At 55.7% G+C, this 13,573-nt stretch carries 13 protein-coding genes; 7 read left to right on the plus strand and 6 right to left on the minus strand.

What is annotated here, in order from left to right; translation table 11 throughout:
* Nucleotides 1-42 precede the first annotated feature (42 nt).
* From mrkB to mrkF, 4 genes are read left to right on the plus strand one after another with little or no spacing between them, the layout of a single operon-like run.
* Nucleotides 43-744 (plus strand): type 3 fimbria chaperone MrkB, encoded by a 702-nt coding sequence (gene mrkB / locus IB144_RS04185; protein WP_000820818.1) that lies wholly within the window; start codon nucleotides 43-45, stop codon nucleotides 742-744.
* 11 nt (nucleotides 745-755) lie between these two features.
* Nucleotides 756-3,242, plus strand: a complete 2,487-nt coding sequence (mrkC, locus tag IB144_RS04190) for a type 3 fimbria usher protein MrkC (protein WP_000813718.1) — start codon at nucleotides 756-758, stop codon at nucleotides 3,240-3,242.
* Nucleotides 3,233-4,228: a type 3 fimbria adhesin subunit MrkD gene (gene mrkD / locus IB144_RS04195; RefSeq protein WP_004149659.1), complete on the plus strand. Its 996-nt coding sequence runs from the start codon at nucleotides 3,233-3,235 to the stop codon at nucleotides 4,226-4,228. The genes mrkC and mrkD overlap by 10 nt, the downstream gene beginning before the upstream one ends.
* A 13-nt stretch (nucleotides 4,229-4,241) precedes the next feature.
* Nucleotides 4,242-4,877, plus strand: coding sequence for a type 3 fimbria minor subunit MrkF (mrkF, locus tag IB144_RS04200; protein ID WP_002916122.1), 636 nt, complete (start codon nucleotides 4,242-4,244; stop codon nucleotides 4,875-4,877).
* Nucleotides 4,878-4,911: 34 nt separating this feature from the next.
* On the opposite strand, the gene mkrJ is transcribed toward mrkF, so the two are convergent.
* The 6 genes from mkrJ to IB144_RS04230 all read right to left on the minus strand — a co-directional run bounded on the left by mkrJ (nucleotide 4,912) and on the right by IB144_RS04230 (nucleotide 10,259).
* A complete protein-coding gene (mkrJ, locus tag IB144_RS04205; RefSeq protein ID WP_004149658.1) occupies nucleotides 4,912-5,628 on the minus strand; it encodes a phosphodiesterase MrkJ in 717 nt (238 codons plus the stop codon).
* 143 nt (nucleotides 5,629-5,771) lie between these two features.
* Nucleotides 5,772-6,344, minus strand: coding sequence for a transcriptional regulator MrkI (gene mrkI / locus IB144_RS04210; protein ID WP_002916079.1), 573 nt, complete (start codon nucleotides 6,342-6,344; stop codon nucleotides 5,772-5,774).
* A 17-nt stretch (nucleotides 6,345-6,361) separates the two neighbouring features.
* The gene (gene mrkH / locus IB144_RS04215) at nucleotides 6,362-7,066 is read right to left on the minus strand and encodes a transcriptional activator MrkH (RefSeq protein WP_004152886.1); all 705 of its coding nucleotides are present in this window, start codon (nucleotides 7,064-7,066) and stop codon (nucleotides 6,362-6,364) included.
* 382 nt (nucleotides 7,067-7,448) lie between these two features.
* Complete coding sequence (locus IB144_RS04220) at nucleotides 7,449-8,327, minus strand: aldo/keto reductase family oxidoreductase (RefSeq protein WP_040215691.1); 879 nt, start codon at nucleotides 8,325-8,327, stop codon at nucleotides 7,449-7,451.
* 117 nt (nucleotides 8,328-8,444) lie between these two features.
* Nucleotides 8,445-9,674: an amino acid permease gene (locus IB144_RS04225; protein WP_002916058.1), complete on the minus strand. Its 1,230-nt coding sequence runs from the start codon at nucleotides 9,672-9,674 to the stop codon at nucleotides 8,445-8,447.
* Between the two features lie 123 nt (nucleotides 9,675-9,797).
* Nucleotides 9,798-10,259, minus strand: coding sequence for a multidrug/biocide efflux PACE transporter (locus tag IB144_RS04230; RefSeq protein WP_002916056.1), 462 nt, complete (start codon nucleotides 10,257-10,259; stop codon nucleotides 9,798-9,800).
* A gap of 102 nt (nucleotides 10,260-10,361) precedes the next feature.
* On the opposite strand from IB144_RS04230, the gene IB144_RS04235 reads away from it, so the two are divergent.
* The 3 genes from IB144_RS04235 to ompK26 all read left to right on the plus strand — a co-directional run bounded on the left by IB144_RS04235 (nucleotide 10,362) and on the right by ompK26 (nucleotide 13,471).
* Nucleotides 10,362-11,231, plus strand: coding sequence for a LysR family transcriptional regulator (locus IB144_RS04235; protein WP_002916055.1), 870 nt, complete (start codon nucleotides 10,362-10,364; stop codon nucleotides 11,229-11,231).
* A gap of 118 nt (nucleotides 11,232-11,349) precedes the next feature.
* The gene (locus IB144_RS04240) at nucleotides 11,350-12,528 is read left to right on the plus strand and encodes an acetyl-CoA C-acetyltransferase (protein WP_002916052.1); all 1,179 of its coding nucleotides are present in this window, start codon (nucleotides 11,350-11,352) and stop codon (nucleotides 12,526-12,528) included.
* 247 nt (nucleotides 12,529-12,775) lie between these two features.
* Nucleotides 12,776-13,471 (plus strand): KdgM family porin OmpK26, encoded by a 696-nt coding sequence (ompK26, locus tag IB144_RS04245; RefSeq protein ID WP_002916050.1) that lies wholly within the window; start codon nucleotides 12,776-12,778, stop codon nucleotides 13,469-13,471.
* The last annotated feature ends 102 nt before the right edge of the window (nucleotides 13,472-13,573 follow it).

Raw genomic sequence — 13,573 nt, forward strand, 5'->3', positions numbered from 1 at the left:
AGCGGCAATGTCCGCCGCTTGTATTTTTATTCTGAGGTCAGCATGAAGCGTATTGCCCTTTTTTTCTGTTTCATTTTTAGTTTTGCGGCCCATGCCAACAATATTATTGTTAACGGTACCCGCTTTATTTATCCAGGAAATGAAAAAGAAATAACGGTACAGCTTTCAAATAACGCCGACCGTCCGGCGCTGGCGCAGGCCTGGCTGGATAACGGCGATGCCGATGCCACACCGGATACCATTACCACCCCGTTTATTATCACCCCGCCGATTTCGCGCGTTGACGCCAAGAGCGGCCAGACGCTGCGTATTAAGCTCGGCAGCAGCGCCGGTCTGGCGAAAGATAAAGAGACGCTGTGGTGGCTGAATCTGCTGGAAATTCCGCCGGTGGTGGCCAATCAGAAAAATGAAGGCCAGAACGTGCTGCAGCTGGCGATCCGTTCGCGCTTTAAATTTATTTATCGTCCTGCCGGACTGGGCAACCGCGATGCGGCGGCCGAGAAGCTGACCCTGACCGCCAGCGGCAGTAGTCTCGCCATCAACAACCCGACGCCGTTCTACATTACCGTCAGCCGTATTTCCCGCGACGGCGGTAAAGCCCTGAACAGTAAAACCGTGATGCTGGCGCCGCAGTCCAGCCAGACGGTGGCGCTCTCCTCCGCCGTCAACCGCGGCGAAACCCTGACCGTTAACAACATTAATGACTATGGCGCCGATGTCGCAGTGAAAGTGGCCGTTAAATAAGGGAAAAGCTAATGAAGCAGAGGTCATTCTGCCCGGGAAGATTAAGCACCGCGATCGCCATCGCGCTGTGCTGCTTTCCGCCATTTTCCAGCGGACAGGAAAACCCGGGAACGGTATATCAGTTTAACGACGGCTTTATTGTCGGCAGTCGCGAAAAGGTCGATCTGTCGCGCTTTTCGACCAGCGCGATTACCGAAGGCACTTACTCCCTTGACGTCTACACCAACGACGAGTGGAAAGGGCGCTACGATTTACGCATCGCGCGCGATAAAGATGGTCGGCTGGGCGTCTGCTACACCAAAGCGATGCTGGCCCAATATGGCATCGCGGCGGAAAAGCTCAATCCGCAGCTGAGCGAGCAGGAGGGCTACTGCGGTAGCCTCAAATCCTGGCGCAACGAAGAAAACGTCAAAGACAACCTGGTCCAGTCCTCCCTGCGGTTGAACATTTCGGTACCGCAGATCTATGAAGATCAACGCCTGAAAAACTATGTCAGCCCGGAGTTCTGGGACAAAGGTATTACCGCGCTCAATCTTGGCTGGATGGCGAACGCCTGGAACAGCCATACCTCTTCGGTGGGCGGGTCGGATAACAGCAGCGCCTATCTGGGCGTCAACGCCGGACTGTCGTGGGACGGCTGGCTGCTGAAGCACATCGGCAACCTGAACTGGCAGCAGCAGCAGGGTAAAGCGCACTGGAACAGCAACCAGACCTATCTCCAGCGCCCTATCCCACAGCTCAACTCCATCGTCAGCGGCGGGCAGATTTTCACCAATGGTGAATTTTTCGACACCATCGGTCTGCGCGGGGTTAATCTTTCCACCGATGACAATATGTTCCCGGACGGCATGCGCTCGTATGCTCCGGAAATTCGCGGCGTGGCGCAGAGCAACGCCCTCGTCACCGTGCGTCAGGGCAGCAATATTATCTATCAGACCACCGTTCCGCCCGGACCGTTTACCCTGCAGGATGTCTATCCTTCCGGCTATGGCAGCGATCTTGAGGTCTCGGTGAAAGAAGCGGATGGCTCGGTAGAAGTGTTTAGCGTGCCTTACGCTTCCGTCGCCCAGCTGCTGCGCCCGGGCATGACCCGCTACGCGCTCTCCGCCGGTAAAGTGGACGACAGCGCGCTGCGCAACAAGCCGATGCTCTATCAGGCGACCTGGCAGCACGGGATCAACAACCTGTTGACCGGCTACACCGGGGTCACCGGTTTTGACGACTATCAGGCCTTCCTGGTGGGGACCGGGATGAACACCGGCATCGGCGCGCTCTCTTTTGACGTCACCCATTCGCGGTTGAAGAGCGATGCCCATGATGACTCGGGTCAGAGCTATCGCGCGACCTTTAACCGCATGTTTACCGATACCCAGACCAGCATCGTGTTGGCGGCGTATCGCTACTCGACGAAAGGTTATTACAACCTCAACGACGCGCTGTACGCCGTCGATCAGGAAAAAAATAGTCGCAGCAACTACACCCTGTGGCGGCAAAAAAACGGCATGACCTTCACGGTGAACCAGAACCTGCCGGACGGCTGGGGCGGGTTTTATCTCAGCGGCCGTATCTCCGATTACTGGAACCGCTCCGGGACCGAGAAGCAGTATCAGGTCAGCTACAACAATTCATTTGGTCGTCTCTCCTGGTCGGCGAGCGCGCAGCGCGTCTATACGCCAGACAGCTCCGGTCATCGTCGCGACGATCGTATTTCACTCAACTTCAGCTACCCGCTGTGGTTTGGCGATAACCGCACCGCCAACCTGACGTCGAACACCTCGTTCAATAACTCGCGCTTTGCCAGCTCGCAGATTGGTATCAACGGTTCGCTGGACAGTGAAAACAACCTTAACTACGGCGTGTCGACCACCACCGCCACCGGCGGTCAGCATGATGTGGCGCTCAACGGCAGCTACCGTACGCCATGGACCACCCTCAACGGCAGCTACAGCCAGGGCGAAGGCTATCGTCAGAGCGGCATTGGCGCCAGCGGGACGATGATCGCCCACAGCGGCGGCGTGGTGCTCTCACCGGAAAGCGGCTCGACGATGGCCCTGATTGAAGCCAAAGACGCGGCCGGGGCGATGCTTCCGGGATCGCCGGGCACCCGTGTGGACAGCAATGGTTACGCCATCCTGCCGTATCTGCGCCCGTACCGGATTAACGCCGTGGAAATCGACCCGAAAGGCAGCCATGACGACGTGGCCTTCGATCGCACCGTGGCGCAGGTTGTGCCGTGGGAAGGCAGCGTGGTTAAGGTCGCGTTCGGCACTAAGGTGCAGAACAACCTCACCCTTCAGGCGCGCCAGGCGAACCACGAGCCGTTGCCGTTTGCGGCAAGTATTTTCTCCCCCGACGGCAAGGAGATCGGCGTTGTCGGCCAGGGCAGCATGATGTTTATCAGCGATGCGAACGCCAAACGCGCGATTGTGAAGTGGAGCGGCGGGCAGTGTTCGGTGGATCTGGGACAGCAAACAACAAAGGATAGCGTATGTCGCTGAGGAAATTACTAACGCTTTTTATCGTCTTAATGGCGCTGGGAACCACCTCGTCCTGGGCCTCCTGTACGCGTCTCTCATCGCCAACGGTGATGCTGGACATGGTGGTGGGCAGGGTGGTGGTGCCCCCGGATCTGCCGGTGGGCTCGGTGATCCTTACCCGCGACTGGACGATGAGCGCTCCCGGCGGGGCAAGCTATCGCTGTACTTCCGGCACCAACCGCTTTGCGGCGAAGATCGTGTCGCCAGGGGCCACGGACCTTGGAAATAAAATCTACTCCACCAACGTGCCGGGAATCGGCATGCGTTTCAGCCGCGGCGGCGCAACGGTAAATATCGTCTATCCCGACGTCTTTTCGTCCCGGGTATATAACACCACCAACTATTCCCTCGAAGGGTCGCGCTTTACGCTGGAGATTATCAAAACCGCGGCAACCACCGGCAGCGGCACCCTGGCGGCGGGTAAGTACACCTCCTACGACTGGGAGAGCGGCGGTAACCCGATCCTCGAAACCTATCTGAGCGCCAACGCCATCACCGTGGTCTCGCCCTCCTGTTCGGTGCTGAGCGGGAAAAATATGAATGTCGATGTGGGTTCCATCCGGCGCACCGACCTGAAAGGGGTCGGCACCACCGCCGGCGGGAAGGATTTTAATATCGACCTGCAGTGCAGCGGCGGCCTGAGTGAAACGGGATATGCCAACATTAGCACCTCGTTCTCCGGTACCCTGGCCACCAGCACTACCGCTACCATGGGCGCCTTGCTGAATGAAAAAGCCGGCAGCGGGATGGCGAAAGGCATTGGCATCCAGGTGCTGAAGGATGGCTCCCCGCTGCAGTTTAATAAGAAATACACCGTCGGCCGCTTGAATAATCAGGAGACCCGCTACATCACCATACCGCTGCACGCGCGTTTTTATCAGTATGGCCCGACGACCAGCACCGGCGAGGTGGAGTCGCATATGATCTTTAACCTGACGTACGATTAATACGGGAGGGGGAATGAAGGGATTGCCGAAAAACACTATCGCGTGGCTGCTATTTTGCGGCAGCCTCGCCGCCCCCTCGGCGTGGGGTTTTGAGACCAATTACGATCGCGGACGGGTCGATTTTGCCGGGCGGGTGACGGATATTTCCTGTAGCGTCGCGCTAAACGGCGGCCAGCATGCCGGCAGCGGTAATGTCTGGCTGGCGCCGGTCAGCCTGGCGGAAGTCCACGATCGCGGGGCCGGGGCGTTTATGAAACCGCAGCCGTTTACCCTGGCACTGTCAAACTGCCAGCTGCGCCATGATGGTGGGGCAGCCTCGCAGGATGAGGTGCGTCGGGTCAGCGTGCGCTGGGTCGATGGTTTTTTACTGACGGCGGTCGGTAACGAAAACGCCGGGTATCTGGCCAATACCTTGCCGGATGGAGCGCAGAATATTTATCTGGCGCTATCGACTAACGATAATAATACGCTGGATAAGAGTAATAAAATTGTCCCGGCGGACCCGCAGCAAAATCAGGTGCGTTTGCAGGAAAGCGCGGTCAGCGGCGGCCTGTTCACCTATTACGTTGGCTATGTTTCGCCAACGCCGAAAAGCGCCACCAGCGGGCCGATTACCAGCTGGGCAACGTGGGAATTAGTTTATAATTAAGTGACGTTAAAAAGCCGGGAATTCCCGGCTTTTTTTACATGGCAATATCATCGGCGACCAGTTGTTCAATACTGACTTCCCGCCAGTAATGTCCCTGGATAGCAAACCACTCCATTCCCTGCAGCCATTCTTTATGGGCTTCGCTTTCGACACCTTCAATAATCACATTATGATGGTTGCGCGATAAAAAGGTCACCAGCGCATCCATCAGCTGGCGGCCGGACTCTTTGCGCATCAGGTGCCAGAAAAAATCCTTATCAATTTTCACATAGTCAAAGTGATAACCGCGAATAGCGTTAATTCCCGCGTAGCCGGAGCCGAAGTCGTCGAGCCACAGTGAGGTATCCTGTGGGCTCTGCCAGGCGGCAAGAGAATTATGCAGCAGATTCTCGGCGTTTTCGGTTACCTCGAAATGGACGCAGGTCAGGGCGGCGATTTTGGCTTTTATATCCTTCTGGCGCAACAGGTTAAGGATATGGTCATCAACGTTAATTGTTGCGGAAATATGGTTACGTAAAAACCAGGCTTTATGCTTTTCAATCAGTGCCAGTTGTTCGAGAAAAATACGTTCACGAACGGCGGCGGTAGCATGGCGGAAAAAATCTTCGGGGGAAATAGAAAGATTATCAAAGCGGCTTAAGCATTCCACCGCGACCAGAGTACCTTGTGGGGAAAACATTTTCTGAAAGACGTAGCGTACAGCGATATCATTACGAGATAAAATGTTGTCTTCGAATATTTTAGTGTTCATTATCCCTCTTCACGAGGTTAGTCAGACAATAGGCAGAGGATACATTAATTATAGGCTACCTGATGATTAATGGGAATGGCGGGAAATGTAAATCAACAGCGAATAAGTACGCTTTATCCGCTACTGATTTACCGGGAGAACATTTAGCATTGATGGAGAGCGGCAATACGCTGATTCATAGTGCGGGAATTATCAATACCCAGTTTTTGCATGATATGGATGCGGTGGCTATGAACCGTTTTATGAGCAATGCCGAGCAGGGCGGCAATACGCTTATTATTATTGTTGGCAATGAGCAGTTCGAGGATCTGACACTCCCGTGGTGAAAGCTGTTTGCGCAATCCTCGCGGCGGCAGTTCGCTGACGCCTTTGGCGCGCTGGACGATAGATGAAAAAAGAGTTAGCGGAGATTTCTCACTAATAATCATAGCGTTGTCAAAGTTTATCAACTCTCTGCACAGCCCGACAATGTCGCTTTTCACCATTAGCACCGGCTGCTGGCAGCGCAGCAGGGAAAGGCGGAGCGCATTCAGCAGATCGACGATTCTGATGGCAGAAATATCCTTATTAATTAAATTGAAAATAATCGTCTGGGCCAGTGGCAGATGTTTCTCATGGATGACATCGGCATAACTCAGACGGGTGGCATTTTCATGGCTATCAATAAGGTAGTGATAGATTGAGTGACCAATGAGATTGTCATTGGTGTACAGCAATATACTGTCCAAGGTTGTCAGATTCTCTTTTTGCGCTTGGCTTCTAAGATCAGGTCCAGCAGTATCTTCTCTATTCTGCGCTGGTCATCGAGATGGCGGAACTTAAACTGGCAGGATATCTGATAGTAGCTCTCACTCTCTTCATTAGCGTTATCCAGGGTGATAACAATGACATTTTTGACCACCAGGTCGATGGTGATCTCGCCATATTCTGCAAGCATAAGTACGGCGTTTTTCAGTAAGGCGTTGTGGCTGAGGAATTTAAGATTCGGCGTTTTGGTCATCAATGCGCAACCGCCATCTGAAATGTCTTTGATATCGAAAAGATAGTTTTCGCCGTTTTTATGGCGGCCGCGGCAATAAAAGTCATGCTCATGGCGTAAACGAAAGCGGGGATCGCGGCGACGCTGCACTACCTGCAGGCATTCAGGCAATGAAAAAGCGTAGCGGATACCTTTATCGACACCGCTATTGTCATGTTTTGTCAGGGCCGCATTAAACTCTATTTTCCCTGAATCGCTATGCAGGAGAAAGCGAATTTTATGCCCGGACGGGATTTTGCGATGGGTCTGAATATGAAACTCGGCAAAGTCCACGCGCGTCAGTTGGGTTATGATACTGGTGTTGTTAAAAAATATTTCAATTTCAGTACGTTTGCGCAACTCCTCTCTGAAAATAGCAATAATTTCATACTTACTGGTCTTTATCGTTCCCTCTGTCATATGCATCCCTTGTAAATAGTTGTCGTGAGGCGTTTGATTTTTCTTATAGCAATAGCAACATTCTGATTGGGTTAATCAGATGTTTTTATGAGCGTTTGATGTTATTGACTATCTTTGCAGCCAGATTGATATGTATAAACTTGGAATTTGATATTGTATTTCCTGTAATCAAGAGTTTCGAATTTTGGTCATGACAAAAACGACAACGGCCTCCAAGCTGGAGACCGGTCGAAGGATAAAAACTTAAGTTTAATTAACGGGGATAATGAGAGAACGATCGTCGATCACGCCCCATTTGTAGGATCTATAGTGCCAGTAGCGGTGAGGTTTTTCCAGGCAAATATTGAGGAGGGATAGGGTTCCCTCCATTTTGTCTGGCAGGTCAGCGGCGCGCGGCGGTGGCGATATTATCGAGGGTGCGCAGCGCTTCCGCGGGCAGGACCAGCTCGGCAGCGGCAATATTTTCCGCGAGGTGCGTGCGGGAGGAGGTGCCGGGGATCAGCAGAATATTTGGCGCTCGCTGGAGCAGCCAGGCGAGGGCGACCTGCATCGGCGTCGCCTCAAGCGAAGCCGCGACCTCGTTCAGCTCCTGCGCCTGCAACGGCGTAAAACCGCCCAGCGGGAAAAAGGGCACCCAGGCGATGTGCTGGGCGGCCAGCGCATCCACCAGCGCGTCGTCGGCGCGATGGGCAACGTTATAAAGGTTTTGCACGCAGACGATGGGCGTCATTTTCTGCGCATCCGCGACCTGCTTTGCCGTCACGTTGCTGAGGCCGATATGGCGGATTAATCCTCGCTCTTTCAGTTCCAGCAGGGTGGCGAGTGGCGCCTCCAGCGAACCCTCCACCGGGCCGTGCGGGCTCAGCATACTGCGCAGATTAACCACTTCCAGTACCTCGAGCCCCAGGTGACGCAAATTGTCTTCAACGGCCTGGGTCAGTTCAGTGGGCGACATGGCCGGTAGCCAGTTGCCTTTCTCGTCACGGCGGGCGCTGACCTTGGTGACAATGCACAGATCGTCAGGGTAGGGGTGGAGCGCTTTGCGGATCAACTGATTGGTGACATGTGGACCGTAGAAATCAGAGGTATCGATATGGTTTATCCCGGCCTCGACGGCGGCCTGTAGTACGCGCACCGCTTCTTCAGGATCTTTGGGCGGGCCGAAAACACCGGGGCCGGCCAGCTGCATCGCGCCGTAACCTAAGCGATAGACCTGGCGATCGCCGAGCGTGCCGCGACCGGATAAGGTGACACTGGACATAAGAACTCTCCTCACGGTGGCTAAGCCGTAAGTGTAATCCGCTCACAAGGAAGGCAAGGGGGAGAATATTGTCAGAATGTGCGACAGCAGCTCGGCAGCCGCTGTCGCCAGAGGGGATTAGCCGAAGAACATCACCGACACGCAGAGCAGGCCAACCACCAGCGTAATGGCGTTACCCACCGAGCGGTACGGCTTCAGCGCCGGAATGAGCCATGTCGACAGCGTGGGCATGATAAACAGGATCATGGCGATAAGCGGTCCGCTGATAGCGTAGATCATTGAGATCGCATTCGGGTTGATAAAGCACACCGCAAAAGTGAAGGCGGAGACCAGCAGGATCGACATCGCGCGGTTGAAAGCGCGGCTCTTACGCACGCCCAGCAGGCCCAGCGAGCTTTTGACGATTTCGCTGGCACCCTCAATCACTCCGAAGTAGGTTCCGAGAAACGACTTCGACATAGCGACGACGGCGACGATGATGCCGGTCACCGCCAGCCATCCCGGCGCGCCTGGCACCATCGACAGGGCGGAGAGGATAGTCACCCCCTGATCGCGGGCGGTCTCTATATAGGTTGCCGGGATCGCCAGCAGACAACTGAAGACAAAAAACAGCACGCTGGCGCAGATGATGGTGTAGGCCACCTTCATGATTTTTTTGCATTTACCCATGGCCAGGTCGCCGTGTTTCTCCTGCTGATCGATAGCAAAAGTCGAGATGATCGGCGTATGGCTAAAAGCGAAAACCATCACGGGAATAGAGATCCAGACCTGGTGGAGCGTCTGCGGGCTGAACTGCATCTGGCTGGTGAGATGCTCCGGATGCCAGTCGCGGATTAAATAGAGGGAGAGAAACAGGAAACAGGCGATAAGCGGGAAGACCAGAAAGCCCATCACCTTGATGGTGACCTGCCGTCCCATGAGAAAGATCAGGTTGAGGACCAGCACGACCCCCAGACTCAGCAGCGCACGCAGCCCTGGGGTCATCGGCGTGCGATGCGCCACCTGTTCGGCCAGCGAGTTGGTGATGGCCACGGCGTAGATGAGCACCACCACAAAGAAGGCAAGGAAATAGAGGCCGGTGATCAGGTTGCCAATTTTCTTACCATAGTAGTGATTAACTGCGCCGGTGATCCCGGTTCCCGGCGCGATATTGGCCGAGAGAATAAACTGGCTCAGCGCTTTGTGGGGCCAGTAAGTGAGCGGCCAGGCGACCAGCGCGGTGATGAACAGCACAATGGCGCCAGCCGAACCCAGCTGGATCGGTAGAAATAGCGTCCCAGCGCCTACTGCAGTGCCATATAAGGCAAAACTCCATAGAGTTTCTTCTTTAGACCAAATTTTAGACATTATGCGACTTTATCAACCGTCAAACCAAAAAAAAGGAGTGCAATTTACCATATTTATGGTTCGTCTGTTGCGATAGTTTTTGGTGATAAAGTCGCGGCGGATCGTCGAAGATCCGCGCCGGGATTAACCGCGCGCCGTCTGGCGCGGGCGGCGGTGACGAATAACGCGCTCGCGCAGGGTGTCCCATACCCAGTTAAAGGCCATGGTGTAGGGCAGGAAGAAAAGCATAAAACCGATCTCCAGCATAAACGCCTGCAGCAGCGAGACGCCCAGCACGATCGCCACCATGGTGACGCCAATGATGACGAATCCGGTTTCGAAACCGAGCGCGTGCAGGGCGCGTACTTTCAGCTGGCGGGGGAAGCGGGAGACCGGCCACAGGCGATCGAACGCCGCGTTATAGATAATGTTCCATACCATCGCCAGGGTGGCGAGCAGAATGCTCAGTCCGCCCATCTCCACTACCGAGCGCTGCATCAGCCAGGCGGCGGTAGGGGCGAGGATCAGCGTCGCCAGTCCTTCGAAGGTGATGGCGTGGATAACGCGTTCGGTGAGCGTCTTGCGCTGATGTGGGGTCTGTTGCATGGCGAGCTACCTCCAGTTTTAGCCTGAACAGGAAATTACCCGGCAGTTTATGGAAAAATATGATAAACAAAAGATAGGACCCATCGATATTGTAGATACATCATGCGTTATTCACCGGAAGCCTTAACCGCCTTTGTCGAGGCGGTCGACAGCGGATCGTTCTCCGCCGCCGCCCGCCGCCTGCGTAAAAGTCAGTCGACGATCAGTACCGCCATCGCCAATCTGGAGGCCGATCTCGGTGTAATCCTCTTTGACAGGGCAACGCGGCAACCGACGCTGACCCCGCAGGGGGAGCAGGTGCTGAGCTATGTCAAAGCGATTCTTGCCGCCAGCGAGCGGCTGGACGAACTGGCTGTGTCGCTGTCCGGCGAGACGGAGCCGCGGCTGACCTTCGTGCTCTCCGATACTCTGCACCCGGACGTGCTGGAAGATCTGCTGGTGCAGTTTGACCGCCGCTTTCCTCATACCGAGTTTGAGTGTTTGATTGGCGAAGACGAGGATGTGATCGATCTCCTGCAAAAATCCCGCGCCCAGGTGGGGCTGATTGAGGCGAGGGAGCGCTACCCCACCGATATCGGCAGCACCCGCCTGCCGCTGCAGACGGCGATGGGCATTTATGTAGCCCCTGGCCATCCGCTGGCGGCGCAGGGTAAGGTCGCCTGGGATGAGCTGCGCAGCTGGCGCGAGCTGCGTTTGAGCACCTTTCTGGCCAGCGCCACCGAACCTGCCGCAGGCCAGGTCTGGTCGGCGCCAAACTACTTGCTGCTGCTCAGCATGGCGGCGCAGGGGTTCGGCTGGTGCATTCTGCCCAGCGCGCTGGTGGCGGAGTTTGCGCCGCAGGGCGGGCTGGTGGCGCTCGATATCCCCGGCTGGCCGCGGGCGATTTCAGTCGATCTGCTGTGGAATAAGAAAGCGCCGCCGGGAGCGGCCGGCAGCTGGCTGCGTCAGCATCTGCAGCGGCGTGAACGTTAACGAATAGCTATTTCTTTGTGATTGGCTTCACTTTTTTTAAACAATTACAAAGTTTTTTGATAACAATTATCTAGTATATCGCTGTTTCTTTGCGCAAATGCATGGGCAGGGGTAGAGGATGAAGGATGTCGTGATCGTCGGCGCGCTGCGAACGCCGATTGGCTGCTTTCAGGGCGCATTATCGCGCCATTCAGCCGTCGAGCTGGGGAGCGTGGTGGTGAAGGCGCTGGTGGAGAAGACGGGAATCGATCCGCACAGCGTGGATGAGGTGATCCTCGGCCAGGTACTGACCGCGGGGACCGGACAAAATCCGGCGCGTCAGTCCGCTATTCGCGGTGGGCTGCCTAACACCGTATCGGCTATCACCATTAACGATGTCTGCGGTTCCGGCCTGAAGGCTCTGCACCTCGCTACCCAGGCGATCCAGTGCGGGGAAGCGGACGTGGTGATCGCTGGCGGCCAGGAGAATATGAGCCGCGCTCCGCATGTGCTTACCGACAGCCGCACCGGCGCCCAGCTGGGCAACAGCCAGCTGATTGACAGTCTGGTGCATGATGGGCTGTGGGATGCTTTCAACGATTATCATATGGGCGTCACGGCGGAAAACCTGGCCCGGGAATTTGGCATCAGTCGCGAGCTGCAGGACGCCTGGGCGCTCAGCTCACAGCATAAGGCGCGCAAGGCGATTGATTCCGGTCGCTTTCGCGATGAGATAGTCCCGGTTGTCACCGAGCATAACGGCGCGGCGCGCACCGTGGATACCGATGAACAACCGCGGGTGGATGCCAGCGCGGAAGGGCTGGCCAGCCTGCAGCCCACCTTCGATCGCCTTGGATCGGTGACCGCCGGTAACGCCTCAAGCATCAATGACGGCGCGGCGGCGGTAATGATGATGAGCGAGGCTAAAGCGCTGGAGCTGGGGCTGCCGATCCTTGCGCGGATCCGCGCCTTCGCCAGCGTCGGCGTCGATCCGGCGCTGATGGGCATTGCCCCGGTGCATGCCACCCGTCGCTGTCTGGAGCGGGCCGGCTGGCGGCTGGACGACGTCGATCTGATCGAAGCCAATGAGGCCTTTGCCGCTCAGGCGATCTCGGTTGGCCGGGTACTGGAGTGGGATGAGCGCCGGGTCAACGTCAACGGCGGCGCGATCGCCCTCGGCCACCCCATCGGCGCCTCCGGCTGCCGGATTCTGGTGTCGCTGGTGCATGAAATGATCAAGCGCGATGCCCGCAAAGGTCTGGCGACGCTGTGCATTGGCGGCGGTCAGGGCGTGGCGCTGGCGGTAGAACGCGCATAGCGCTATACCTCGATTTCCATGGCCTCCTGCGGGAGGCCTTTTTTATGCGCCGTGCTTTGCCGAACCCTTATTTTTCCCTCCCTCTTTCACTCTCCCCGGCGAAATTATTGAGCTTCGTCACGTCTTGTTGTGCCACCTTTTTTGAAACAAATAACTACGATCCTGGTCAATAAAACTATGGTGCCTAAAAAATAAAATGATGTTTCATAAAAACGAAATGTCATTTTATTTATTGTAAGGGTACCCTATGTTAAAACGCTCTCTGGTTCTCGCCGCCCTCTGCGGTATGTCTTTTGCAGCAACCGCGGTAACGATAGATTTACGTCATGAATTTATTGATGGCGGAAAGAGTGATAAAAGTAATGCTGACCGCGTCTCCGTTTCTCACCGCTTTGCCAACGGCTTAGGCTTTACCGTCGAGGCCAAATGGCGCTCAGGCGGCGACAACGGTTCGCAACCCTATTCGGACGTGGTGGGCAATGGTCATGAAGACACCATCAGCTGGCGCTGGAAAGCAACGTCGAACTTTTTCCTCACCCCCGGGTTTACCATTGAGAGCAACGACAGCCGCTCCATCTACAAGCCGCACCTGCACGCGCAGTACAGCTTCGACAACGGCTTCTATGTCGCCGCTCGCTATCGCTATGAATACACCCGCTATCCGAACAACGCCGGCAAAGATGATGACAAAGTTAACCGCGGCGACGCGTGGGCCGGATTTGTCCTCGGCGACTGGCGTACAGAGCTGAACTATGTCTATGCCCGCAGCTCGGAAGGGGTCAGCCGCAACGACAATAAACCCTACTCGCAGGAATATAACGTGAAGGTGGCCTATAAGCTGGATAATAACTGGTCGCCGTATGGCGAAATTGGCAACGTCGGGGTCAATGACCGCAGCGATCGCCAGACCCGCTTCCGCGTTGGGGTGGCTTACTCGTTCTGACCGACCATTCATCCCTCATCGTTTGTTTTCCCCGGCGCCGTCAGCCGGGGTTTTTTATGGGGGAAAGAGAAGGGACAAAAAAAGCCCTCCATGAAGGAGGGC

Source organism: Klebsiella sp. K4, assembly GCF_014596785.2.
GTDB classification, from domain to species: domain Bacteria; phylum Pseudomonadota; class Gammaproteobacteria; order Enterobacterales; family Enterobacteriaceae; genus Klebsiella; species Klebsiella pneumoniae.

What these genes read in the sequence shown, in the direction of transcription:
- mrkB (WP_000820818.1), top strand. Translation starts at nt 43, where the DNA reads ATGAAGCGTATTGCCCTTTTTTTCTGTTTCATTTTTAGTTTTGCGGCC.
- mrkC (WP_000813718.1), top strand. Translation starts at nt 756, where the DNA reads ATGAAGCAGAGGTCATTCTGCCCGGGAAGATTAAGCACCGCGATCGCC.
- mrkD (WP_004149659.1), top strand. Translation starts at nt 3,233, where the DNA reads ATGTCGCTGAGGAAATTACTAACGCTTTTTATCGTCTTAATGGCGCTG.
- mrkF (WP_002916122.1), top strand. Translation starts at nt 4,242, where the DNA reads ATGAAGGGATTGCCGAAAAACACTATCGCGTGGCTGCTATTTTGCGGC.
- mkrJ (WP_004149658.1), bottom strand. Translation starts at nt 5,628, where the DNA reads ATGAACACTAAAATATTCGAAGACAACATTTTATCTCGTAATGATATC.
- mrkH (WP_004152886.1), bottom strand. Translation starts at nt 7,066, where the DNA reads ATGACAGAGGGAACGATAAAGACCAGTAAGTATGAAATTATTGCTATT.
- IB144_RS04220 (WP_040215691.1), bottom strand. Translation starts at nt 8,327, where the DNA reads ATGTCCAGTGTCACCTTATCCGGTCGCGGCACGCTCGGCGATCGCCAG.
- IB144_RS04225 (WP_002916058.1), bottom strand. Translation starts at nt 9,674, where the DNA reads ATGTCTAAAATTTGGTCTAAAGAAGAAACTCTATGGAGTTTTGCCTTA.
- IB144_RS04230 (WP_002916056.1), bottom strand. Translation starts at nt 10,259, where the DNA reads ATGCAACAGACCCCACATCAGCGCAAGACGCTCACCGAACGCGTTATC.
- IB144_RS04235 (WP_002916055.1), top strand. Translation starts at nt 10,362, where the DNA reads ATGCGTTATTCACCGGAAGCCTTAACCGCCTTTGTCGAGGCGGTCGAC.
- IB144_RS04240 (WP_002916052.1), top strand. Translation starts at nt 11,350, where the DNA reads ATGAAGGATGTCGTGATCGTCGGCGCGCTGCGAACGCCGATTGGCTGC.
- ompK26 (WP_002916050.1), top strand. Translation starts at nt 12,776, where the DNA reads ATGTTAAAACGCTCTCTGGTTCTCGCCGCCCTCTGCGGTATGTCTTTT.